The organism is Zobellella endophytica (assembly GCF_003012775.1).
Lineage (GTDB): Bacteria > Pseudomonadota > Gammaproteobacteria > Enterobacterales > Aeromonadaceae > Oceanimonas > Oceanimonas endophytica.
Genome location: NZ_PXYG01000001.1, coordinates 1104242 through 1128755 on the forward strand (window position 1 = coordinate 1104242; position 24514 = coordinate 1128755).

Sequence of the window (24514 nt, forward strand, 5' to 3'; positions counted from 1 at the left end):
ATAATGCCCAATAAGGAAGTTACCTACACCATTTCTGAATTGGCCGATGAATTTGACATCACTGCTCGCACCCTCCGTCATTATGAAGATCAGGGCCTGCTGATGCCGAAACGCAAGGGCAATACCCGGATCTACAGCCATAAAGACAGGATCAGGCTGGCGCTAACCCTGCGGGGCAAACGTCTGGGGTTCAGCCTGGCGGAAATCCGCGAGCTGTTTGATCTCTACGATGCTGAACACAGCAGCCGGCCCCAGCTACACTCGATGATTGCGATGATTGCGGAAAAACGCGCCAGCCTGCAACAGCAGCAGGAAGACATCGAGAAGGTGCTGGCCGAGCTGGACGGCGCCGATATCAAGGCGCGGGAAACGCTGGAAAAGATGAAACATCACTAAAGCCGGAAGCCGGAAGCCGGAAGCTGTAGGGAACGATGAAGCCCCGCGATGCGGGGCTTCAAGGTTTATTTCGACTGGCTGATGCTGGCCAGCTTGTCGAAATAGTCCGGGAAGGTCTTGGAGGTGCACTTAGGATCCAGGATCACCACCGGGGTGTCGCTCAGGGCCACCAGCGAGAAGCACATGGCGATACGGTGATCGTTGTAGGTGGCGATTTCCGCTTCCTGCAACTGTGCCGCCGGCGTCACCACCAGGTAATCCTCCCCCTCGTCCACCTCGACCCCGAGCTTGGCCAGCTCGGTGGCCATGGCATAGAGCCGGTCGGTTTCCTTCACCCGCCAGTTGTAGATATTGCGGATCCGGGTGGTGCCTTCGGCGAACAAGGCGGTGGTGGCGATGGTCATGGCCGCATCGGGGATGTGGTTCATGTCCATGTCCACCGCCTTCAGCGGAGCCACATGTTGGGCCTCGATAAAGTCGTCACCCCAGGTGATACGCGCCCCCATGGCCTCCAGCACATCGGCGAAACGGATATCTCCCTGGATGCTGTCACGGCCGATGCCGGTCACCCGCACCTTGCCCTTGATGGCGCCGGCCGCCAGGAAGTAGGAGGCGGAGGAAGCATCCCCCTCCACCAGAAAGGTGCCCGGGGCGATGTAACTCTGGTTGCCCTGGATATAGAAGATCTGGTAGTCGTCGTGCTCCACCGTCACCCCGAACTGCTTCATGATATGCAGGGTGATGTCGATATAGGGCTTGGACACCAGCTCGCCCTTGATATGAATGCGGGTATCGCCGGAGGCCATGGGCGCCGCCATCAGGAAGGCGGTGAGAAACTGGCTGGAAACGGAGCCGTCGATATGCACGTCACCGCCCCACAGACCCTTGCCGTTGATAAACACCGGCGGATAACCGTCGGTCTTGAGATAGCTGATATCGGCCCCCGCTTCGCGCAGTGCATCCACCAGATGGCCGATGGGCCGCTCCCACATACGTGGTTCGCCGGTCAGGGTGAATTCGCCGGTGCCCAGGCACAGGGCGGCGCACAGGGGACGCATGGCGGTACCGGCATTGCCGAGAAACAACGAGACCGGCTCGGTGACACTGAACGGCCGGCCCAGGCCGTGCACCACGCATTCGGTTTTGTCTTCCGACAACTCGTACTTGACCCCCAGGGTCTTGAGCGCATCCAGCATGTGACGGATATCATCGCTGTCGAGCAGGTTGGTCAGGCGGGTAGTACCCTGGGCCAGGGCGGCAAGCAGCAGGGCACGATTGGAAACCGACTTGGAGCCGGGCAGGTTGACGGTGCCCTCCACGCGGGCGATAGGCAATAACTTGAGGCTTTCCATAACATTCCTGGAGATACGGGATGAACAAAAACTGCAGCTGTCTAGACGTTAACAGGGCTGGTGCATCAGGGCAAGATAAACAAAAGGCCGGTTTGCACCGGCCTTCGCTCAACCCAGAACCTTGGCCAGCGCCTCGAGGCAACGCCGGTTTTCCTGCTCCAGGCCGATGCTGATACGCAGGCAGGTCGGCAGGCCGTAGCCGGCGATGGGCCGTACTATCACCCCTTCCCGCAGCAGCGCCTGATACACGGCTCCCGCATCCTGCTGCAGATCCAGGGTGATGAAGTTGGCACGGGACGGGATGTATTTCAGGCCCTTCTCCTTGAAGAAGGCTTCATACAAGGCCATCCCCTCCCGGTTGAGGCTGACCGCCTCGCCGAGGTAGGCTTCATCGTCCAGCGCCGCTTCCGCCGCCGCCAGCGCCAGGCTATTGCAGTTGAAGGGCTCGCGCACCCGGTTGAGCACCTCGACCAGCTCCGGATGGCAGACCATGTAGCCCACCCGCAAGCCGGCCAGGCCATAGGCCTTGGAGAAGGTGCGCGACACGATCAGGTTCGGGTAGCGGGCCAGCCAGTCGATGGACGGGATCCGCTCGTCTTCCGCCACGTACTCGGTATAGGCCTCGTCCAGCACCACCAGTACCTCGGCCGGCACCTTGTCCATAAAGGCTTCGATCTCGGCCGCACCGACGAAGGTGCCGGTCGGGTTGTTGGGGTTGGTGATGCACACCAGCCGGGTCGCCGGGGTAATAGCTGCCGCCATGGCGTCCAGATCATGGCCGAAATCCCTGGCCGGCACCACCACCGCCTCGGCGCCGTGAGCCTGGGTCGCCAGAGCATAGACGATAAAGGTGTATTGGGAATACACCACCTGCTGCCCGGGCGACACGAAGGTGTGGAACACCAGATCGATCAGCTCGTTGGAGCCGTTACCCAGGATCAGCTGGCCGGCGTCTACCCCCAGCTTTTGCGCCAGCTTCGCCTTCAGGGCGAAACCATTGGCATCCGGATAGCGGGCCAGATCCGGCAGGGCACGTTCGATGGCGGCCCGGGCCTTGGGGCCCAGCCCCAACGGATTTTCGTTTGACGCCAGTTTCACGCTGTTGCTGATGCCGAGCTCACGCTCCAGCTCTTCCACCGGCTTGCCCGGCTGATAAGGATGCAGACCCGGAACTCCCGGGTTGGCCAGGGCCAGAAAATCAATACTCACAATGGCTCCTTGTATATGTTCTGCTGACCTGTTTCTTGGTCAGAATTTTTGCCGCTTGCTGAACGTGCACGTCCGTCGGACAAAGGGCACTGCTTCTCCGGCACGCCGTGAATACCTCCCTGTAGGCTCCGCTGCGCCATCCATGGCGCAGAGGGCGCGGCGAAGCAGACACCATTTACCCTCCTTAGTTCAGCACGGTGTTGTCTGCCGATCTTAATCAGCCAACACCAAAGCTTCACGAAGCAGCAGTGGGGATTGCCGGAGCCGACCATAAAATGCCATGGATGGCATTTTCGAGCGCCCCATGGAGGGGCTTGAAGCGTGTCGGCGTAGCGCAACCGCGCTGCTGCTTCGCAGTAGAGGGGCCAGCGAGCTCAGCTGTTGCGCTTGGCGAACTTGTCCATAAAGGCGACCAGCGCCTGCACCCCTTCGATGGGCATGGCGTTGTACAGGCTGGCACGCATGCCGCCCACGATGCGGTGGCCCTTGAGCGCCAGCAGCCCTTCGGCCTTGGCCTCTTTCAGGAAGGCGTCGTTCAGGCCGTCGTCCTTCAACTGGAAGGGAATGTTCATCCAGGAGCGGGCGCTGGGATGCACTTCGTTGCGGTAAAAATCGCTGGCGTCCACGTAGTTGTACAGCAACTCGGCCTTGGTCTTGTTGCGCTCGCCCATGACCTCCAGCCCGCCCTGGCGTTTCAGCCACTGGAACACCAGGCCGGCCAGGTACCAGGCGTAGGTGGGTGGGGTGTTGAGCATGGAGTCGGCCTTGGCCATGGCCGCGTAGTCCATGATCGCCGGTACCTGGGGGCAGGCCTGGTTGAGCAGGTCTTCGCGCACGATGACCACCGCCAGCCCGGAGGGGCCGATGTTCTTCTGGGCACCGGCATAAATGATGCCGAATTTGCTGACGTCGATGGGCCGGGAGAGGATGGTGGACGACATGTCCGCCACCAGGGGCACGTCACCGGTGTCGGGCACGAAGTGGTATTCCAGACCTTCGATGGTTTCGTTCGGGCAGTAATGCACATAGGCGGCGGTGGAGTCGAGTGCCCAGCTCGTGGCCAGGCCCTGGCGGCCGTCTGCGGCGGTCGTGAGCCCGTCCAGTATCCGTACATCGCCCACCTTCTCCGCTTCGGACACCGCGGACTTGGACCACTGACCGGTAGTGATATAGTCGGCCTTGGCGTTGATGCCCATCAGGTTGAGCGCCACGGCGGAGAACTGCCCGCGACCGCCGCCCTGCAGGAACAGCACCTTGTAGTTGTCGGGGATCCGCATCAGATCCCGCAGATCCTGCTCGGCCTGGGCCGCCACCGCCATGTAGTCGGCGCCGCGGTGGCTGAGCTCCATCACCGACACGCCCAGTCCGTGGAAGTCACGAAACTCGGCCTGGGCCTGCTGCATTACCTCTACCGGCAACATGGCCGGGCCTGCGCTGAAGTTATAAACCATCGTCTCCATTTTCCCCTGAATTATCCCCATTCTAAATAACCGATAACAAACGGCCAAACAGCGTCCGGGCCGAAAACACGGCCCGGCCCCTGCGACGCGATCAAAACAGTGATTGAATAGCTTTTACACGGCAGCAGGCTGCCAAGTCAAAGTGATTTTGTGCCATTTTCCCGGGCTGAACAAAAGGGGCCCGGGGGCCCCTTGCGGTTTATTCGCCGGCGATATCGTCCTGTGCCTCTACCAGCTCATCGACTTCGGTTTCCTCGATACGCTGCAGGCCCACCACCTGTTCGTCTTCTCCGGTGCGGATCAGGCGGACACCGGCGGTGTTGCGGCTGATCAGGCTGACCTCGGACACCCGGGTGCGTACCAGGGTTCCGCCGTTGGTGATCAGCATGATTTCGTTGCTGTCTTCCACCTGGATGGCGCCCACCACGGGGCCGTTGCGGTCACTTACCTTGATGGAGACCACCCCCAGGGTAGCGCGGCTCTTGGTCGGGTATTCCTCGAGCGCGGTGCGCTTGCCGTAACCGTTGGCGGTGGCGGTGAGGATGGCGCCATCGCCTCGCGGCACGATCAGCGACACCACCCTGTCCCCCTCGGCCAGCCGGATGCCGCGCACCCCGGAGGCGGTACGGCCCATGGGGCGCACGCCCTTGAAGCTACCCGTGCCGGCGGCGTCTTCACCCTGCTCCTCGCCCTCTTCGGCCCCCTCGGCCTCGGCACGACCGCTGCCTTCGGCAAAGCGCACCACCTTGCCGGCATCGGAGAACAGCATGATCTCGTTGCTGCCGTCGGTGATGTCGACGCCGATCAGCTCGTCTCCCTCTTTCAGGTTGATGGCACGAATGCCGGAGGCCAGCGGCCGGCTGAAGGCGGACAGGCTGGTCTTCTTGACGGTGCCGTCGGCGGTGGCGAAAAACACGTACTTGTCGTCGGAATACTCCTGCACCGGCAGGATGGCGGTGATCCGCTCCCCCTGATCCAGCGGCAGCAGGTTGACGATGGGCCGGCCACGGGCGGCACGGCTGGCTTCCGGCAGTTGGTACACCTTGAGCCAGTACACCTTGCCGGCGGTGGAGAAGCACAGAATGGTGTCGTGGGTATTGGCCACCAGCAGCCGTTCGACGAAGTCCTCTTCTTTGATGCTGGTCGCCGACTTGCCGCGCCCCCCCCGGCGCTGGGCCTCGTAATCGGTCAGCGGCTGGTACTTCACATAGCCCTGGTGGGACAGGGTGACCACCACGTCTTCCTGGGTGATCAGGTCTTCGATATTGATCTCGGCGCTGGAGGTGGTGATCTCGGTACGGCGGGCATCGCCGAACTGCACCTTGAGCGCTTCCAGCTCCTCGCGGATCACCTCCATCAGCCGCACCGTGCTGTTGAGGATGTGCAGCAGCTCGGCTATCTGATCGAGCAGGTTCTGGTATTCCTCGAGGATCTTCTCGTGCTCGAGGCCGGTCAGGCGATGCAGGCGCAGATCCAGGATGGCCTGGGCCTGCTGCTCGGTCAGATGATAGTTGCCGTCACGGATGCCGTATTCCGGCTCCAGCCACTCGGGGCGAGCGGCGTCGTCACCGGCCCGCTCCAGCATGCCGGCCACGTTGCCCAGCGCCCAGCCCTGGGCCAGCAGCCCGGCCTTGGCCTCCGCCGGGGTCGGCGAACGGCGGATCAGTTCGATAATGGGATCGATGTTGGCCAGGGCGATGGCCAGGCCTTCCAGGATATGGGCCCGGTCCCGCGCCTTGCGCAGCTCGAACACGGTACGGCGGGTGACCACTTCGCGTCGGTGCTGGATAAAGCACTCCAGCATATCCTTCAGGTTAAAGATACGCGGCTGATTGTTGTCCAGCGCCACCATATTGATGCCGAACACCGTCTGCATCTGGGTCTGGGCATAGAGGTTGTTGAGGATGACTTCGCCGACTTCGCCCCGGCGTACCTCGATCACGATGCGCATGCCGTCCTTGTCGGACTCGTCACGCAGGGCGCTGATGCCCTCGATGCGCTTTTCCTTGACCAGCTCGGCGATCTTCTCGATAAGCCTCGCCTTGTTCACCTGGTAGGGCAGCTCGGAGACGATGATGGTCTCGCGGCCGCTCTTCTCGTCGGTCTCGATGTCGGCCAGGGCGCGCACATAGATCTTGCCGCGGCCGGTGCGGTAGGCATCGATGATGCCGGACTTGCCGTTGATGATGCCGCCGGTGGGAAAGTCCGGTCCCGGGATCAGTTCGATCAGTTGATCGACCGTGATGTGCTCGTCGTCGATCAGCGCCAGGCAACCGTCCACCACTTCATTCAGGTTATGGGGAGGAATGTTGGTGGCCATGCCCACGGCGATGCCGGAAGAACCGTTGACCAGCAGGTTGGGCACCTTGGTCGGCATCACCGCCGGAATCATCTCGGTGCCGTCGTAGTTGGGCACCCAGTCGACGGTTTCCTTGTCCAGATCCGCCAGCAGCTCGTGGGCGATCTTGTCCATGCGCACTTCGGTGTAACGCATGGCGGCAGCGGAATCGCCGTCCACCGAACCGAAGTTGCCCTGGCCGTCGACCAGGGTGTAGCGCATGGAAAAATCCTGCGCCATCCGCACTATGGTATCGTACACCGCACTGTCGCCATGGGGGTGGTATTTACCTATTACGTCACCCACCACCCGGGCTGATTTCTTGTAGGGCTTGTTCCAGTCGTTGCCGAGCTCGTTCATGGCGAACAGCACGCGGCGATGCACCGGCTTCAAACCATCTCGCACATCCGGAAGCGCCCGCCCTACGATCACGCTCATGGCGTAATCCAGATAGGAGCGTTTCAGCTCTTCCTCGATGTTTATCGGCATGATTTCTCGGGCCAGATCGGTCATAGCAAGCCTTGTCCCCAAATTTTATTGATTATATGGCTTTGAAAAACGCGCCATTCTATCACAGTTCCCGCCCGACGGGAGCAGTGATGCTGGCGGGAGCGGGCCGCTAGGCTATAATGGCCGCCTCAGTTTGCCCGGCTTTAAGGCTTGACCATGAACGTAGATCAACAGGAAATCGACAAATTCGAGGCCATGGCCTCCCGCTGGTGGGATCTGGAGGGCGACTTCAAGCCCCTGCATCAGATAAACCCCCTGCGCCTGGGCTGGATTGCCGACAAGGCCGGCGGCCTGTTCGGCAGGCAAGTGATCGACATCGGCTGTGGCGGCGGTATTTTAAGCGAGAGCATGGCCCGGGAAGGGGCCGAGGTGACCGGCGTGGACATGGGCCGCGAGCCGCTGGCCGTGGCCCGGTTGCATGCCCTGGAAGCCGGGGTAATCGTCAATTATCGCCAGGGTACCGCCGAGCAGTTCGCCGCCGAGCATCCGGGGCAGTTCGAACTGGTGACCTGCATGGAAATGCTGGAGCATGTGCCCGAGCCCGCTTCCGTGGTGCAGGCCTGCGCCGAGCTCGCCCGACCCGGCGCCAACCTGGTGTTTTCCACCATCAACCGCAACCCCAAGGCCTGGCTGCTGATGATAGGGGTGGCGGAGCACCTGCTCAAAATGGTGCCGAAGGGCACCCACGATCACCGCAAGTTCATCACCCCGGCGGAACTGTGCTCCTATATAGAACGGGCCGGCTTGGTGGTGAAAGACATCAGCGGCGTGGTCTACCGGCCCCTCTCCGGCGGCTTCAAGCTGAGCCGGGATGCGGACGTCAATTACATGGTCCATGCCACCAAACCGGAGTAATCATGCCCTTTCAAGCGGTGTTGTTCGATCTCGACGGCACCCTGCTGGACACAGCGGGTGACATGGGCGCGGCCGCCAACCATGTGATAGCCAGCTTGGGGCTGCCCCCACTCTCCGACGAAGTGCTGAGCTGCACCACCTCGGACGGCTCCTACGCCCTGCTCCGTGCCGGCATCCACCCGGCGCTTATCGAGCAGCATGGGCTGGAGCAATTGCGCCGGCAGATGCTGGCCTTTTACGGAGCCAACCTCTGCCGCCATACCCGCCCCTACGACGGCGTGGAGGAGCTGCTCGGCTGGCTCGACCGGCGCCGAATTCCCTGGGGGGTGGTCACCAACAAACCCGCCGCCCTGACCCAGCCGTTGCTGGCGGGCATGTCGCTGTTCACCCGCTGCGGCGTCACCGTCAGCGCCGATACCCTGCCCCAGAAAAAGCCGCACCCGGCGCCCCTGCTGTTCGCCGCCGAGCGGCTGGCGGTGGCTGCGGCGCACTGCATCTATATCGGTGATCACCGGCGCGATATCGAGGCCGGGCGGGCGGCGGGCATGACCACGGTGGCCGCGACCTGGGGTTATATCTCGACCGGAGAGAACCCGGACGACTGGCAGGCCGACCACCGGCTCGGCTCGGTCCGGGCGCTGGCAGACTGGTTAAAAGACGCATTCAGCACTCATTGCTGAAAGATCCGGCGGGATCGCCAATCCCCTTTTTTTGCAAGCCAAATTTTTCAAAAAAAGTTTCCCGCCGCCCATAAAAACACCAGCCTTCTGCCAGTGCCAGACTCCCAGCGGGGCAGAAGTTAGTGAGTGCAAACCTCGGCCGTCAGATCACAGATTATCCACAAGATTTGCTTGTGGCGGCCGGCTTGAGAAATGAGGGGCAACCCACTATATTGTGCCCATCCTCAATAAGACAAACTAGATGTTGTGCTTCCTCCGGTTGCCGACCACACTATATAGGGTGGCTGGTTGCACGGGTTTTGCCGGAGCAAACACGACAGCACTGGGAGAAGGTCCGCCTCATGAATAAACATCTGCTGGTTACCAAACGTTCTGGCGCCAAGGAGCCCATCGACCTGGACAAGATCCACCGGGTGATCACCTGGGCCGCCGAAGGCCTGGATAACGTCTCCGTTTCCCAGGTGGAGCTGCGCTCCCATATCCAGTTCTACGATGGTATCCGCACCGAAGACATCCATGAGACCATCATCAAGGCCGCCGCCGATCTGATCTCCGAGCAGACGCCGGACTACCAGTACCTGGCCGCCCGCCTGGCCATGTTCCATCTGCGCAAGAAGGCCTATGGCCAGTTCGAGCCGCCCCATTTCCACGACCACGTGGTCAGGCTCACCGAGATGGGCAAATACGATCAGCACATCCTGGCCGACTACAGCCGCGACGAGTTCGAGACCCTGAACGCCCATTTGCACCACGAGCGGGACATGAATTTCTCCTACGCCGCGGTCAAGCAGCTCGAAGGCAAGTACCTGGTGCAGAACCGGGTCACCGGCGCCATCTACGAAAGCCCCCAGTTCCTGTACATGCTGGTGGCCGCCTGCCTGTTCTCCAAGTATCCCAAGGCAACCCGGCTGGGCTACATTACTCGCTTCTATGATGCGGTGTCCCAGTTCAAGATCTCCCTACCCACGCCCATCATGTCCGGCGTGCGCACCCCGACCCGCCAGTTCAGTTCCTGTGTGCTGATCGAGTGCGGTGACAGCCTAGACTCCATCAACGCCACCTCCGGCGCCATCGTGCGCTATGTGTCCCAGCGCGCCGGCATCGGCATCAACGCCGGCCGCATCCGGGCCCTCGGCAGCCCCATCCGTGGCGGCGAGGCCTTCCACACCGGCTGTATTCCCTTCTACAAGCACTTCCAGACCGCGGTCAAATGCTGCTCCCAGGGTGGCGTGCGCGGCGGTGCCGCCACCCTGTTCTACCCCATGTGGCACCTGGAAGTGGAATCCCTGCTGGTGTTGAAGAACAACCGCGGCGTGGAGGAGAACCGGGTCCGCCATATGGACTACGGCGTGCAGATCAACCGGCTGATGTACCAGCGCCTGATCAAGGGCGGCGACATCACCCTGTTCAGCCCCTCCGACGTGCCCGGCCTGTACGACGCCTTCTTCGAGGATCAGGCGAAATTCGAAGAACTGTACGTCAAGTACGAAGCCGAGCCGGCCATCCGCAAACGCACCGTCAAGGCGCTGGAGCTGTTCTCGCTGATGATGCAGGAGCGCGCCGGCACCGGCCGCATCTACATCCAGAACGTGGATCACTGCAACACCCACAGCCCCTTCGACCCGGCGGTGGCTCCGGTGCGCCAGAGCAACCTGTGCCTGGAGATCGCCCTGCCCACCAAGCCGCTGATGGACATCAACGACGAGAACGGCGAAATCGCCTTATGCACCCTGTCCGCCTTCAACCTGGGCGCCATCGACAGCCTGGATGATCTGGAAGAACTGGCTGAGCTGGCGGTACGCGCCCTCGACGCCCTGCTCGACTACCAGGACTACCCGCTGCTGGCCGCCCACAAGGGCTCCATGAACCGCCGGACCCTGGGGATAGGCGTGATCAACTACGCCTACTACCTGGCCAAGCATGGCGTGAAATACTCAGACGGCAGCGCCATCGGCCTGACTCACAAAACCTTCGAAGCCATCCAGTACTATCTGCTGAAGGCCTCGGTGCAACTGGCCAAGGAATTCGGCCCCTGCCCGGCCTTCAATGAGACCACCTACGCCCAGGGTGTGCTGCCGATAGACACCTACAAGAAGGATCTGGACAGCGTCTGCAGCGAGCAGCTGCACCAGGACTGGGAAAGCCTGCGCGAGGAGATCAAGACCGTGGGCCTGCGCAACAGCACCCTGACCGCGCTGATGCCGTCCGAGACCTCCAGCCAGATCTCCAACGCCACCAACGGCATAGAGCCGCCCCGTGGCCTGGTGTCGGTCAAGGCCTCCAAGGACGGCATCCTCAAGCAGGTGGTGCCCGAGTACGAACGGCTCAAGGGCCAGTACGAGCTGCTGTGGCAGATGCCCTCCAACGACGGCTACCTGCAGCTGGTGGGGGTAATGCAAAAGTTCGTGGATCAGGCCATTTCCGCCAACACCAATTACGATCCGGCCCGCTTCGAGGGCGGCCGGGTGCCGATGAAGCAGTTGCTGAAAGACCTGCTCACCGCCTACAAGTTCGGGCTCAAGACCCTGTATTACCACAACACCCGTGACGGCGCGGCAGACGCCCAGAACGATATGCAAGAAGACGACGGCTGTGCCGGCGGTGCCTGTAAAATTTAAGTCATTATGGCGGGGCTGGTTCCCCGCCTTTATGCGCGGAATAAACACATGTCTTACACTACCTTCAGTCAAGTTCGGAACGACCAACTCAAAGAGCCGATGTTCCTCGGCAACCCGGTAAACGTGGCCCGTTATGATCAGCAGAAATACGATATCTTTGAAAAGTTGATCGAAAAGCAGTTGTCCTTCTTCTGGCGCCCGGAAGAAGTGGACGTGTCCCAGGACCGTATCGACTACCAAGCCCTGCCGGAGCACGAGAAGCACATCTTTATCAGCAACCTGAAATACCAGACCCTGCTCGACTCCATTCAGGGCCGCAGCCCCAACGTGGCGCTGCTGCCGCTGGTCTCGATCCCCGAGCTGGAAACCTGGATTGAAACCTGGGCCTTTTCCGAGACCATCCACTCGCGCTCTTACACCCACATCATCCGCAATATCGTCAACAACCCGGCCACGGTGTTCGACGACATCGTGGCCAACGAGCATATCCTCAAGCGGGCGCGGGACATCGCCGGCTATTATGACGAGCTTATCGAATACACCAACTTCTATCATCTCTATGGCGAAGGCGAGCACGAGATCAAGGGCCAGAAGGTCACCATCAACCGCTACGAGCTGAAGAAGAAGCTCTACCTGTGCCTGATGTGCGTCAACGCCCTGGAGGCGATCCGCTTCTATGTCAGCTTCGCCTGTTCCTTTGCCTTCGCCGAGCGCGAGCTGATGGAAGGCAACGCCAAGATCATCAAGCTGATCGCCCGGGACGAGGCCCTGCACCTGACCGGCACCCAGCACATGCTCAACATACTGCGCGCCGGCGACGACGATCCGGAGATGGCGCAGGTGGCCCGCGACTGCGAGCAGCAGTGTTTCGAGCTGTTCAAGGCCGCCGCCATCCAGGAGAAGGAATGGGCCGAATACCTGTTCAAGGACGGCTCCATGATCGGCCTGAACAAGGATATCCTGTGCCAGTACGTGGAATACATCACCAACCTGCGCATGCAGTCGGTGGGCCTGGCCCCGGCCTTCGACGGCGCCAAGCAGAACCCCATCCCCTGGATCAACGCCTGGCTGTCTTCCGACAACGTGCAGGTCGCCCCCCAGGAAGTGGAAGTCAGCTCCTACCTGGTGGGTCAGATAGACTCCCAGATGAGCCACGACGACCTGGGTGATTTCGAGCTGTGAGCCGAGTCCGTACCCGGGATCTCAGTTTCGACCTGCGGGCGGGGGAAACCCTGCTCGAGGGGCTGGAGCGCACCGGTCACGCGGTGGAATACCAGTGCCGCAGCGGCTACTGCGGCGCCTGCCGCACTCCCCTGCTGGCCGGCCGGGTCGAATACCCGCACCCCCCCCTCGCCTATGTGCCCGAGGGGGAGATCCTGCCCTGCTGCTGCCGGCCGGCCGAGCCGGTCAGCCTGGATATCCCCGTGCTGGAAATAAAGAGGCAGGCCTAGGGCCTGTCTTCCTCCTTCAACGGAAAGGGGTGCCAGCTTAGCCGGCCGTTCTGCTCGAACGACTTCTCCCGTTCACAGACAAGCAACTGCTCGCCCACTTCGATCACCGAGCCCTTCGAATAGCGCTGATCCGCATAGAAGCACACCGGCTCCAGCCCCGATGAAATGTTCAGCTCCACCGGCGGCCGGGTGCTGATGGTATTGGCCGCGGCCACCGCGCTCAGACACCAGCATCCCCAGATAACGATCCTCATTCCCAGATTCCTCTTTACCCCGTTGAGGCCACATGGTAACACCGTCTGAAGATGTCCAAACAAGGCCCACTATGAAAAAAAGATACTGGCTGATCGGGGCTGTCCTGCTGACGATCCTCGGCTCCCTGCTGTTCATGCTCAGGCCGGTATCGGCGCCGCCGGTGGCGGTGACGCTGCCCGAATCCCAGGCCGTCTCCGCTATCGATTACCAGCGGGATGTCAGGCCCATCTTCGAACAAAAGTGTATCGCCTGCCATGCCTGTTACGACGCCCCCTGCCAGTTGAAGCTCTCCAGCCACGCGGGCGTTGCCCGGGGAGCCAGCAAGCAGCTGGTTTATGACGGCACCCGCACCGAGGACGCCGAGCCCAACCGGCTTTACACCGATGCGGACACCGAACAGGGCTGGCGGCAGCGCGGCTTTTACAGCGTGCTCGACAGCCAGCATCCGCAGGCGGCGCTGATGGCACGCATGCTGGCACTGGGCCGGCAAGAGCCCTGGGAGGCCAACGCGCGGTTGCCGGACAGCCTGGATATCTCCATCAAACGCGACAACCAGTGCGCGGGCCCCGATGAGTTTGACACCTTCGCCGCCAGGCATCCCGCCGCCGGCATGCCCTTCGCCGTCACCGGCCTGACCGACGACGAATACCGGATCCTGCTCGACTGGCTGGCCCAGGGCGCCTCCGTGCCGGAGCAGCAAGCTCCCCTCTCCGCCAGCCTGGAGCGAAAGGTGCGCCGGTGGGAACACTGGCTCAACCGCAGTGACAACCGGCACCGGCTGGTAGCCCGCTACCTTTATGAACACTGGTTTCTCGCCCACCTCTATTTCGAAGATGACCAGGATCAGATGTTCTTTGAGCTGGTCCGCTCCCGCACCCCCAGCGGCGAACCGGTGGACGTCATTGCCACCGTACGTCCCACCGACGGCATCGACGGGGATTTCTACTACCGGCTGCGGCCTCGGCTGGAAAGCCGGGTGCACAAGACCCATATCACCTATCCCCTGAGCCAGACGAAGATGAAACGCCTGGAGCGGCTGTTTTTAGAGCCGGACTGGGCGGTCACCACCCTGCCCGGCTACGGGCCGGCCCAGTCCGCCAACCCCTTCGTCACCTTTGCCGCCATCCCCGCCCGGGCCCGCTACCAGTACCTGCTGGACAATGCCGAATACTTCGTGCGCACCTTTATCCGCGGCCCGGTGTGCCGGGGCCAGATCGCCACCGACGTGATCCGGGATCAGTTCTGGGTCAGCTTCCAGGCTCCCGGGCACGACCTCTTCGTGACCGACGCCACCCACCGTAACCAGGTGCAGGAGTGGCTGTCCCTGCCCGGGCTGAAGTCGGATCTGCTGAGCCTGGGCCCGGACTGGCTAGCCCACCGGGAGGCCCGCAATCGCTACCTGGCCGCCCGCCAGCAGGATTACGCCCGGATCTATCCCGAAGGCCCGGCGCTCGATCACCTGTGGAACGGGGACGGCCACAACCGGGATGCCCTGCTCACCATCTTCCGCCACCACGACAGTGCCAGCGTGGTCCGCGGCTGGCAAGGCGATGTCCCCACCACCCTGTGGGTGATGGACTACCCGCTGCTGGAGCGGACCTACTATGCGCTGGTGGCCAACTTCAACGTTTACGGCAGCGTCTCGCACCAGGCCCAGACCCGGCTGTATTTCGATCTGATCCGCAACGGCGCCGAGGCCAACCTGCTGCGCTTCCTGCCGGCCGAAGTACGCAACAGGTTGCTGCACCACTGGTATGACAACAGCGCCCGCATCAAGCTGTTCACCACCTATGCGGATGTGGACGAAACCACCCCAAGCCGCATTGCCGTAGCCACCCAGGCTCCCCTGGCCGACTTCAGCCGCCAGGTACTGGCCGCCCTGGCGTCGGTTGCCGGCCCGCCCGAGCGGCTCAACCGTTGCCAACGACAAACCTGCGCCCAAGCAGAGTATCCGGTCGAGCAAGAAGCCGACGCCCAGCTGCGCCGCCTGACCGGTGTCACGGCCGCCGCCCTGCCCTCCATCAAATGGTTGCCGGAAGTCAGTCTGCTGCGCATCGAGGCCGGTGATCGGCGGCTGGTGTACAGCCTGCTGCATAACCGGGATCATTCCAACGTGGCCTTTATGCTGGGCGAGGATCTGCGCCTGCGGCCCCACAACGATACCCTGACGGTACTGCCCGGGATCGTCGGCAGCTACCCCAACTTTATCTTCAACGTCAAACTGGAAGAGCTGGACGACTTCGTGGCGGCGCTGATGGCCATGGCCCGGGCCGAGGACATTCATACCCTGGCGCGCCACTTCGGTATTCGCCGCACCCACCCCGAGTTCTGGTCCTATTTTCACGACATGCACCGCTACCTGCAGGAAACGACCCCGCTGGAAGCCGGCCTGCTGGATATGAACCGCTATCTGAATCTTTGATGGCCGAGAGGCGAGAGGCAGGAATTTTGATGATTGGGCAGATAAAAGCCAGGGGCGCCGCGGCGCCCCTGGTTCAGTCTGGCAAGCTTGCGCTTATTCCCACTCTATTATCAATTATGATAAAATATGCTTACATAACAGGTAGTTAGAAACACACCATCTCTCGATACCATCATCTATACCATGCTCAGAATTTTTTTGATTTTTTGCTGCTCGTCGACGTTTTAGCTCGGCCTTAGCCCAGGCTGAAGATTCCGTCATATCACGACGAAGCTCTTGTTTCTCTTCTGCAGTAAGCAAGCGCAGACCAGATTTAGTTCTAGCCATCATATGTCTCCCACTTGTCGCTGGGCATTTTAAATGCTGCACCAAAACGTGAGTTGCTAGCAAGAAACCTTAAGAATATTTTTAGATTATTTTTCATACACACCTTGAAAGCCATCAGTATTTCCCCAAGATCATGTATGAGGGGTGTCCTCATTAAAGAGAAGGATTAAATCATGGGTTTGAAACCAGAACCAAAACCAATAGCCAAGTCGACTGGCAAGCCAGATCAGCGTCGACGTGACAATAAAAAAACACTAGGAAACACTCCAGGCCTAAAGCCGAGTAAATCCTCGAACCAGTAACGCTACCTCAATGTTGAGTCAAAGTAAGTGGTACTGACTCTTGTTCTAAAACCTATAATATATTTTTGTCCCTTTACTGGTTAGGGTAAGTACTCATGCATGTACGATTCATGAACGCTTACCCTACCAGAAGTTATCCTAACTCTACACAACATCTAGAAATTATATTTAATTGGTCAGCTTTATGATTTTTCGGTACGAGTAACCATTATGTAGTGGTCAGTTACACCTGATCACTACAGTTCACTAATAGTATTAAGCGCTAACCTATTTTTCATCAAGATCAATCTTGTCGGGCAGCTTGAAATTACGCATGTGATACATATTATTTGCGTAAAGGCGAGCTTGTTCATTAACACTTAAGAAATCTATCCGTCCGTTTGGGAGCTTTCTTACTTTAAGTAACCCATCCATAGAGATATTTGCATTTACGTGAAGCTTTCCTTGTTTCATAATGTTCTGCAGATAGTGAAATCGTAATTCGAACTCCGATCTAGTATCTGGTGTCTCCATCGTCTCAAATTTCATATATCCTCCATTATCGCCCTAATGAAATTAATCCAACAGGCTCTAGATCTAACTCAAATACCCAAGTCAAACTGAACCCATATGGCAACCTGAGAGCATTTGAGTTAATAGACAAGAAGCATCCTTCATGGGCTGGAGCTCCTTCATATTTCTCTTTTACTCGCCCTGACTTCCACCAACCTCGGTTAATATCTGAGTTGCTTATTCCGGTTAATCTCATAAAGTGGGTAGTTGGTATAGCTGGTGTAAAACTACCAAAGTAAGCAGGTAAAGCTTCAACATTAACACAGGTATCAATCAGAATAGTGCTATCTGGTGAAGGCTTATTTGTTGATAAGAAGCGCCCAGAAGGAAGAGGAAGATTTTCTGGGCTATCTGTTATATATGCCGTCAGTCGAACTAGTCTCAGTTCATCATCTAACCAAACCCTTTCACAATAATCTAAATAAATATTATCTCCATGCACCGGTTTTAGTTTATGAGAGTTAATCCAACTTTTAGCGTGCGACTCGAAATTTGTGATTCTAAGATTTTCTATGCGAGATGGATTGTGCTTTCGGAATATAGCTTCAATATTTTTAGATACTGATTCATCTGCAACATCCTGTAATGCGACTTGAAATGCGTAACAAACCTTATCAGACCAGCGATTTGGTCGCTTTGCATTTCCATAATAACCTTCAGCTAATAGCTGTTCTAACTCTAAGCTATCTTCGATTGATAATGGAGAGCATACTTCTTGCAATATCGTCTCTGCCCTATTCACTACACTATTTTTTGTTAAGCCCAGTTTCTCTAATTTAGTCCATTGAACTTGGTTACTTTCAGCCCATCTAGGCAATCTGGTATTATCCTCTGAGCTTATATCTTTTACGCTATTGAATCGGGCCGTCAATACATTCAAAGCATCTTCAGCAGATTCCGAGCCCCTCACAGCAGCTTGCCTAGAAAGGTGCACCAAAGCTGAATATCTACCGACATGCATGCAGTTATTTTTTATGAATTCAAAATCAATATCTTGAGCTAAAGCTTCCCAAGCATTCAGTGTTGTAAATGTTTTTTCAAGTGCACCACAAATTAAGTCTGGGTGAACTCCACTATCCATCGAGAAAGCTCTCGCTCCAAAATTCCGAACGAAATGTGGGTAGCTTTTTGATAGCCACATCAGCATTTCTGATGCTTTTTCTCGCCTTATCCAGATTGGGTGCTCGATAGCATGAAGAATAAGCTTAGTCAGGCAGTGAGTTAAATCACCCTCATTATCTAGAAGCGCATAACTATCTATTTCTTCTAAGCTCCCGACCATCAAGCTAGTGTGTTCATTTGCTAGATTTAAGAGTTGAACTTGCTCTTCATATGGGCATTGAATAGATAGCCATGTTATTAAACTTTCTGCGATTCGCCAGTTCTCAGTATAACGTTTATCTACAATTAAAGGTGAAAGAAGCTTAACTAAATCAGAAACAGAGCTGTCAGTTTGCAAAAGCAATGACTTTCCTTGCTCAACAACCGAAGAAGAGCCAAACCATAAAGGCCATCCACCATCCTGAATAGCATTCATTGCTGAGATTATTTCTTTTTTAGCTTCTGAATTATTTCTGCGGCGCAAGTGCCTGGATGCATTAGACAAGGCTATATTAGCCTCATCAATCGAACGGTTAGAACCAAAAGTTCCAGGTAAAAGAATCGTGTCTACGTCTTTTGTTTCAGTTTTCCGACTATCTGATTTTGAACTTTTATGCGGAAATGTTTCACATGAGTTTTTTTCCGGTTGAATGGTGTAATCTGGAAATCTTATTGAAAATATTTCTATGAGACATTCATCTAAGTAGGATATTACTGAGGCTACAAAGTCTGAACGGTCTTTAAAGTTATTAAATTCAGACTCACATATAATCTCTATCCGATCAAGAGCCAGATCCAGAGAAGCTCTATCGTTTGCTATTTTTTCAATTAATAGGCTATACGCTCGTGTGAAGCGGTCTATATGGCGAGAGTCACCAAACTGGAAACACTCCAATAGAGCCCAACAGAGCTGCCAATCAGCATGCGGAATAAGAGGGGTAATAAGAGATAGAATCGAATCTTGCTCATCCAAAGCAGTTCCAGGGAAACGAGGACCTCTCAAAGCTGAAACGCGATCTATATCTCCTCGAGTTACGTCTTGATACATCTGCTTAAGGGTGCCGTAAGTTTGGCGAATAAAATAATTTACAGCACTACTAAAGGCTCCTCTTTGGCACAAGGCTCCGATGAAATCTCGCTTAGCATACCGAACAAAACGTTGGAAAGTCATTTCACCACCCGCAGCATCTAATAGTCCTGCAATTTGGTTAAGAACTTCTGATTCAATTGTGGATACTTTGTTAATGGACTCCAGTGCTGTAATGCTTAAGCCAAGCTGATCTTCCTTGTACCAACTCGGCCCCATTGAGAATGATAAAACTAGCTGATAAGTTTTCTGAGCTTCGTCCGAGGCATCTAATCGGGCATAAAGTGGAACTAAACCCAACAACTCTGGCACAAGCTCATATCTATTTTTAAGGTTTGAACTAACATAGTTTTTCCAACGTTGCAGCAATAGAAATGCTTGATCCTCCACCTCTACGTCTATTGGATGACCAACAACAATTGTTAGAACTTGCTTAAGAATGCGTCTAAAACCTTCCGAATAAAGGCCACATTGTGAGTTAAATTGTTCATCGATAAAACTTAGTAAGTCACTAATTTTATGAGGGTACAACTCAGCCGTTAAGTTTGTAATTGATTGATATAAATGGGGGACAATACTCTCTGGCAAACCATAGGAATCTTCCCATTGAACACGCTGTGCCAGGCTGAATCTGAAGTGGTTTAGAACATCTTGCGATAGGAGCTTCCATACAATGTCTAACCCTATTTCGTCTTCATTTTCTTTGAATCTCCTTGCGGCACCATCACACCAAGCGATGGTTCTACATATTGATTCTATTCCATTTAACCATGTGTCTGGTGATAGGGAGGATAAACTAGGGCAGGTAAATTCATGATCAATAAACGCTTTATGCTTCCATGCTGCCATACCATTTTCTAATTCAGAATAATCAATAGTGACATTGTCATCAGCAATAAATGATATGGGTAAAGGTACGTCATTAGCATGCTCTCCTAGCGCCAAAACAATGCTTCTAGGCGCACCCAGGGATATATAGCAATCAACTATACTCGGATGTACTTTATTCTGTTCATCCCACGCATCTGAAACTAAAATTCCTACATCAGAAAAAACTTGGCCAAGTAATTCTTTGTCATAACTCACGTCATATCTTTCGCATAAGCCCTGATATAACGGAGCTGCAAATACTATTGGTTCTGCTATCTCATTTAACGGTCCGGAGTAAAACTTTCGCAATTGAGAAATGGACATGTAACTGCTAGTTAAGCACATCGACGCAGCCTGCATGTAAGTTGTCATTTCACTTCGAATAAGTTTGCTTGCTTCCTTATCTATTGCAGTTTTGTCGATAGCTTTCATCCAATAGAACTGGAATTTAGCAAGCAATAATCGCGAGTTATCATCCCCTGCGCGAATTTTTAGAAGGAACTGCTGTATTTGAAGGTCATAGATATCAAGGAACTCTCTATAAGAAAGTCCATTTTCGTTAGACACCTGTTCAAGAGCTTCTGTTAAGTACTTCTCTACGATACCTAACAACTCTAGAGCTTCCTCATGGCTGTTTGAGTCTACAAGTTTCAATGCAACGATAAGTGTCTCTTCTAACGGTATAATTAACTGGCCATATCGACTTACATGCTGCAAAGCTTCCTGTTCTCTCCCAATAGAGATCAAAGCATTCGCCGTTAAATCAGCAGATTGAGCAAATAGTGTGTTGTACCGAAATTGAATTCTTTGGCAAAGTAGAAGGATTCGAACTGTTTCAACTAAACTACCTAGCTCAGTTGCTGCTTTTAAAACACCCTTAAGATCTTCTAGGAGAGTATCGGGCTCAACCCCTTGATAAACGCAATTGTCAACCCAGTTTTGAGTACACAAAGCTAGCACGCGTGCTTTGTCTGACTCTTCTGCTTTGAGCCCATGGTAGATTAAGTTGAGCAAGCAGTACTTTTCTTTGATTTGTTTTTCACAGTAGTCAGCTAGTCGTGACTGAACGTCACGTTCCCGTAATGCTGTCTTCTCAAGTAAAAACTCAGAAAAAGAAGAGTGATAAATTTTAGTTTCATTTGGATTTACTAGTAAGTGCTGTATTCTTCCAAGAGTGCTAACCAATATGCTCTTTTCATTTTGAGTCAAAATGTTAGTGAACTGGTCGATGGGAATCCCCCAACGTAAACGAGCAGCTATTGCTAGTAAATTTACAGCATCATTATCTTCCTTAAGTTTAAGCCACAGAAGATCATAGTATTTTCGGATGCTTCCATCAATTAACGGTAAATCTTTTAGTTCATCATTGCTCGTACCTGAGTTTACGAGGTCGATTAAATAACGAAGGTATAGTGGGTGGCCTTGGGCTCGTTCGCAGATCAAGTTAACAGTTTTTGAATTAGCATACTCCACAGTAAGAGTGCTGAAGCAAAACTCTTTAACAGCACTGTCTATAAGAGAGGGCATAGAAATACATGCATCACCTGCAAGCCTGTTGCCTAGTCGAGTTGCAAATTGCTCATAGCTAGGTGCCGAGAGAACAATCACAAACCCAGTAGGCAACACCATGGGTAATAGCCCCATGAACTTGTTCAGAGTTTCTGCGTCCTGACGCTCTACTTCATCCAAACCATCAACGAACAATATCCCTTTTACGTTTCTTGAGGAGTAAGCCGCACTGACTTTCTTAAAGAGTTGTTCTGTCTTAGCTATTAACTCTGGATAATCACAAGTTTCTTCACGTCCAGGTGTACCACTAATGAACATTGAAACCTGCATGTTTAACCAGTTGAAAAACTCTTGAGGTTGAGCTAATTGGGTTGCGTTTTTGGAGCTTTTGGGAGGAGTAAAGCTATATGTACCAAAATGTTCTAAAGAAGAGTTTGTCGGGATGTATGTTTCACAAAATGTTGACTTACCTATTCCATGGGCTCCATTGATAAAGAGGTAGCTGTTGTCTTGACCCAAAGCAAGTTTATCAAATTGTTTATTAAATGATTTTCTAGAAGCCAATTTTTGATGATTAAAAGCATCGTCATTAGATTCGACACTGATTCCACAGCTTCCCAAAAAGTTTCGCAAACTAGATATAGAAACGACACCAATGGTTTTTTCAACTGAAACCCTAATAACACCGACACAAGTCCCATTACTGACAACAGCAGCCCCAGAAAGTCCTTGATAGTCATTTAAAGAAAATGGTTCGTCTATACTGATCTCTATATCAGAGCCTAACTTAGGGGTTTTGAACGTTTGGTTAATGATTCCTTCCAAACGGTGGCCCATAGTCAGCTTGCTTACAGGCCACCCATAAGAATAGAAGCGACTACCCTCTATAGGTAATAAACTACTGAGGCTTATCGGAGATACATTAACTTCAGCTTCCAATTCCAATAGAGCTATGTCTAAGCTTGTGTCATGAGCACGAATACTAGCTTTCAATACAGAAGGGGTAGAGTCTGGGTTAAAAATAACACTAATTTCTGCATCATTATCTAGTGCGTCTCTCACACAGTGGCCAGCAGTTAATACGATGTTTGATGTGATTAGTGCCCCACTACCTGACTCATTACCGCATTCAATTTTACAAGTAGCCACTTTCATTTCTGCATCTAACATGATTATTCCTTGGCAATCGTTATCCAGTCAGTAGCATTTTCTTCTACAACAAAATTAGCGCCTGTAGCTGTTTGGAATTCTTTAATCTCCCTGGATTCTTTAGTTGAGTAGTTAAAATATAGAGTTCGTGTAAAACTAGCCTGTCTATCGACTATCGCGCGAAGAAGCTCAATATCAGGATGGTTGTGTTTGCTGCCGTCTGAGGAAATGAAATATTTTGGAGCATCCACAACGCTAAGCAATTCCGGGCTAGTGTTGTAGTTACTACCATGATGAGATATTTTGATTGCATCAAACATCATGGATTCCCCTAGAGATTCCATCTTACGAAGCTCTCTTAAAATATCCTCTGCAAATGCATCTGCAAGCATTAGCAATCGAATACCCTTTAGTTCGATAATAGTTGCAATAGAACTTCCATTTGCGGTTGAGTTGTCTGGTTTGTATACGTCTGCAAGGCTTTTTGTACGTCCTGCAGAGATAAGCTGATTTTTGGTTGTTTGACTATCAGTTTTATGCTCAAAGCTGAGTTCAAAAGCATCGTCGATGGCTTGACTTGAACCTATAGAGCCAATAAGACCAAGGCGCCTTAAATCTCGCTTCCATAACGTAACTAGGTTCTCTAGTCGCTCTCTCGAGGGTGCCAACACCTTTACAAAACCATCTCTGAATCGCTTCTCTCGTACAGAATCAGTACATATGCTCTGAGTTCCATCACTTTCGTTCCAAACGTACTCCCCATCATTAAGCAAAGCTGCTACTGTTGAGCCCTGCCGCGCGCTGATTTCGTTATAGCCTGATGTTGGATTAAGCTCTTTGGGGTGGCCTCGCTTGTTAATTGCATCAATCACTTCAAGGTCTTGATGTGATAGTCCTACCTCTTTTTTTACAGAGGTCAGACTACGAAGGCTGTTGTGCCAAAAATCTTTGATAGAGATTATATTTTTTGTTCTTGAATCACCGTTTAAAACCAGAAAGCGAATAACTCCACCAATGTGATCAGCGTCAATATGAGTTACGATAGCTAAATCTAAACATTCTTCTCTAGTTGCGAGATCTTCAAGATCTTTTTTTATGTATGTATCAAAAGTTCTGGCATATCCACCATCTATAAGGATGTTAGTTTTGTCGGTACTTAGCAGAAAAGCATCGCCATTTTGAGCTGGGTACATTTTGATTCGCACGTTACATCCTTAGTGCTGTCGTTGTGTATAAAGGTCTAACAAGTAGCCAGGCAAATAGTTTCTATAGTGTTCATTCTACGTAACTTAAGATTTTTCTTCTAACTATTTGTGAGGCGAAAACTCAACTCCGAAGTGCGACACCCGTCTATGCAGCCTGAATATGCTCGTGGAACACGACTTCCGGCTGTTTGAACCCGAGGCATCTGCGAGGCCTCAGGTTTAACTGTTTTTCTGTATGGCGGACATCCTCGTCCGTGATCGTCCACAGGTCCGTACCTTTCGGGATGTACTGGCGTAGCAGGCCGTAAAGTTCTCGTTCAGCCCACGCTCCCATGACGAATACGGGTGGGCAAAATAAACCTCCGCGCTCAGCGCCTGTGCGATAGCCTTGTGCTCAACGAATTCGCTCCCGTTATCCGCCGTGATCGTATGCACATGTGCGGCATAGGGCTGAAGCATATCGATGATGGCACCCCGCACATCGGTGGCCCTCTTGGCTGACACCTTACGCACCAGGTACAGCCGGCTTTTGCGCTCGGCCAGGGTCACCAGAGCACCGCTACCATGCTTGCCCAGCACTATATCAACCTCCCAGTCACCGAAGAGAAAGTACCGGACCTGGCGCTATACCTAACCATCGATGCCCGAAATCACGAAGTCATCGCCGCAGAAGTGAGCCTGGAAAACGTAGCAGATAGTGGGGTCTTGCAGACCTTGCATGAGGGCTACCGGGAAGAAGTGCGTATTCCGGCGAAGATGAACACCGATTCCGGACGAACGTGAACACCTGATTTCTCAACGCATCACGTCCTGGTGTTTTTAGCCCAGGTGTTCATCTTCGGTCAACTGCCCAAGCATTTTCCTCA

15 protein-coding genes and 3 pseudogenes are annotated in these 24514 nt (G+C 54.4%); 8 read left to right on the forward strand and 10 right to left on the reverse strand.

From position 1 onward, the window contains the following. Nucleotides 1–3: 3 nt before the first annotated feature. On the forward strand, nt 4–396 hold the full coding sequence (locus tag C7H85_RS05050; protein WP_210433559.1) for a MerR family transcriptional regulator: 393 nt from the start codon (nt 4–6) through the stop codon (nt 394–396). 65 nt (nt 397–461) lie between these two features. On the opposite strand, the gene aroA is transcribed toward C7H85_RS05050, so the two are convergent. From aroA to gyrA, 4 genes and pseudogenes are all read right to left on the reverse strand, one after another. Next, nucleotides 462–1748, reverse strand: a complete 1287-nt coding sequence (gene aroA, locus C7H85_RS05055) for a 3-phosphoshikimate 1-carboxyvinyltransferase (RefSeq protein WP_106728563.1) — start codon at nt 1746–1748, stop codon at nt 462–464. A 108-nt stretch (nt 1749–1856) separates the two neighbouring features. Continuing rightward, on the reverse strand, nt 1857–2957 hold the full coding sequence (gene hisC / locus C7H85_RS05060) for a histidinol-phosphate transaminase (protein WP_106728564.1): 1101 nt from the start codon (nt 2955–2957) through the stop codon (nt 1857–1859). Nucleotides 2958–3331: 374 nt separating this feature from the next. After that, nucleotides 3332–4417, reverse strand: a complete 1086-nt coding sequence (gene serC / locus C7H85_RS05065) for a 3-phosphoserine/phosphohydroxythreonine transaminase (protein ID WP_106728565.1) — start codon at nt 4415–4417, stop codon at nt 3332–3334. 235 nt (nt 4418–4652) lie between these two features. Further along, nucleotides 4653–7268: pseudogene (gene gyrA / locus C7H85_RS05070) on the reverse strand (DNA topoisomerase (ATP-hydrolyzing) subunit A); the annotation flags it as partial. Nucleotides 7269–7421: 153 nt separating this feature from the next. On the opposite strand from gyrA, the gene ubiG reads away from it, so the two are divergent. The 5 genes from ubiG (at nt 7422) to yfaE (ending at nt 12869) form a co-directional block, all read left to right on the forward strand. Next, on the forward strand, nt 7422–8120 hold the full coding sequence (gene ubiG / locus C7H85_RS05075; protein ID WP_106728567.1) for a bifunctional 2-polyprenyl-6-hydroxyphenol methylase/3-demethylubiquinol 3-O-methyltransferase UbiG: 699 nt from the start codon (nt 7422–7424) through the stop codon (nt 8118–8120). Nucleotides 8121–8122: 2 nt separating this feature from the next. Then, complete coding sequence (locus C7H85_RS05080; RefSeq protein ID WP_106728568.1) at nt 8123–8800, forward strand: HAD family hydrolase; 678 nt, start codon at nt 8123–8125, stop codon at nt 8798–8800. 341 nt (nt 8801–9141) lie between these two features. Next, nucleotides 9142–11418: a class 1a ribonucleoside-diphosphate reductase subunit alpha gene (gene nrdA, locus C7H85_RS05085; protein WP_106728569.1), complete on the forward strand. Its 2277-nt coding sequence runs from the start codon at nt 9142–9144 to the stop codon at nt 11416–11418. 48 nt (nt 11419–11466) lie between these two features. Then, nucleotides 11467–12600 (forward strand): class Ia ribonucleoside-diphosphate reductase subunit beta, encoded by a 1134-nt coding sequence (gene nrdB, locus C7H85_RS05090; protein ID WP_106728570.1) that lies wholly within the window; start codon nt 11467–11469, stop codon nt 12598–12600. After that, a complete protein-coding gene (gene yfaE / locus C7H85_RS05095) occupies nt 12597–12869 on the forward strand; it encodes a class I ribonucleotide reductase maintenance protein YfaE (protein ID WP_106728571.1) in 273 nt (90 codons plus the stop codon). Before nrdB ends, yfaE begins: the two co-directional genes overlap by 4 nt. Here the strand turns inward: yfaE and C7H85_RS05100 are convergent. Further along, nucleotides 12866–13123: a DUF1496 domain-containing protein gene (locus C7H85_RS05100; RefSeq protein WP_168388231.1), complete on the reverse strand. Its 258-nt coding sequence runs from the start codon at nt 13121–13123 to the stop codon at nt 12866–12868. The two genes, yfaE and C7H85_RS05100, sit on opposite strands and share 4 nt — an antisense overlap. A gap of 71 nt (nt 13124–13194) precedes the next feature. Between C7H85_RS05100 and C7H85_RS05105 the strand changes: the two genes are divergently transcribed. Beyond that, nucleotides 13195–15546 carry a fatty acid cis/trans isomerase gene (locus C7H85_RS05105; protein ID WP_210433560.1) on the forward strand — a complete coding sequence of 784 codons (2352 nt, stop codon included), beginning with the start codon at nt 13195–13197 and terminating at the stop codon, nt 15544–15546. Between the two features lie 114 nt (nt 15547–15660). Here C7H85_RS05105 and C7H85_RS05110 read toward each other — a convergent pair whose 3' ends face one another. The 5 genes and pseudogenes from C7H85_RS05110 to C7H85_RS05130 all read right to left on the reverse strand — a co-directional run. Then, on the reverse strand, nt 15661–15873 hold the full coding sequence (locus C7H85_RS05110) for a hypothetical protein (RefSeq protein ID WP_168388232.1): 213 nt from the start codon (nt 15871–15873) through the stop codon (nt 15661–15663). A gap of 569 nt (nt 15874–16442) precedes the next feature. Further along, nucleotides 16443–16703, reverse strand: a complete 261-nt coding sequence (avs1c, locus tag C7H85_RS05115; RefSeq protein WP_106728572.1) for an AVAST type 1 anti-phage system protein Avs1c — start codon at nt 16701–16703, stop codon at nt 16443–16445. Nucleotides 16704–16713: 10 nt separating this feature from the next. Continuing rightward, nucleotides 16714–22464, reverse strand: a complete 5751-nt coding sequence (gene avs1b / locus C7H85_RS05120) for an AVAST type 1 anti-phage system protease Avs1b (RefSeq protein WP_106728654.1) — start codon at nt 22462–22464, stop codon at nt 16714–16716. A gap of 2 nt (nt 22465–22466) precedes the next feature. Continuing rightward, a complete protein-coding gene (gene avs1a / locus C7H85_RS05125; RefSeq protein WP_106728573.1) occupies nt 22467–23648 on the reverse strand; it encodes an AVAST type 1 anti-phage system MBL fold metallo-hydrolase Avs1a in 1182 nt (393 codons plus the stop codon). Between the two features lie 145 nt (nt 23649–23793). Then, nucleotides 23794–24248, reverse strand: a pseudogene (locus C7H85_RS05130) (IS30 family transposase); the annotation flags it as partial. A gap of 24 nt (nt 24249–24272) precedes the next feature. On the opposite strand from C7H85_RS05130, the pseudogene C7H85_RS05135 reads away from it, so the two are divergent. After that, nucleotides 24273–24392: pseudogene (locus C7H85_RS05135) on the forward strand (IS5/IS1182 family transposase); the annotation flags it as partial. Nucleotides 24393–24514 lie beyond the last annotated feature (122 nt).

Coding starts and splice junctions, on each gene's coding strand:
- C7H85_RS05050 (WP_210433559.1), top strand. CDS start 4: ATGCCCAATAAGGAAGTTACCTACACCATTTCTGAATTGGCCGATGAA.
- aroA (WP_106728563.1), bottom strand. CDS start 1,748: ATGGAAAGCCTCAAGTTATTGCCTATCGCCCGCGTGGAGGGCACCGTC.
- serC (WP_106728565.1), bottom strand. CDS start 4,417: ATGGAGACGATGGTTTATAACTTCAGCGCAGGCCCGGCCATGTTGCCG.
- ubiG (WP_106728567.1), top strand. CDS start 7,422: ATGAACGTAGATCAACAGGAAATCGACAAATTCGAGGCCATGGCCTCC.
- C7H85_RS05080 (WP_106728568.1), top strand. CDS start 8,123: ATGCCCTTTCAAGCGGTGTTGTTCGATCTCGACGGCACCCTGCTGGAC.
- nrdA (WP_106728569.1), top strand. CDS start 9,142: ATGAATAAACATCTGCTGGTTACCAAACGTTCTGGCGCCAAGGAGCCC.
- nrdB (WP_106728570.1), top strand. CDS start 11,467: ATGTCTTACACTACCTTCAGTCAAGTTCGGAACGACCAACTCAAAGAG.
- C7H85_RS05100 (WP_168388231.1), bottom strand. CDS start 13,123: ATGAGGATCGTTATCTGGGGATGCTGGTGTCTGAGCGCGGTGGCCGCG.
- C7H85_RS05105 (WP_210433560.1), top strand. CDS start 13,195: ATGAAAAAAAGATACTGGCTGATCGGGGCTGTCCTGCTGACGATCCTC.
- C7H85_RS05110 (WP_168388232.1), bottom strand. CDS start 15,873: ATGGCTAGAACTAAATCTGGTCTGCGCTTGCTTACTGCAGAAGAGAAA.
- avs1c (WP_106728572.1), bottom strand. CDS start 16,703: ATGAAATTTGAGACGATGGAGACACCAGATACTAGATCGGAGTTCGAA.
- avs1b (WP_106728654.1), bottom strand. CDS start 22,464: ATGTTAGATGCAGAAATGAAAGTGGCTACTTGTAAAATTGAATGCGGT.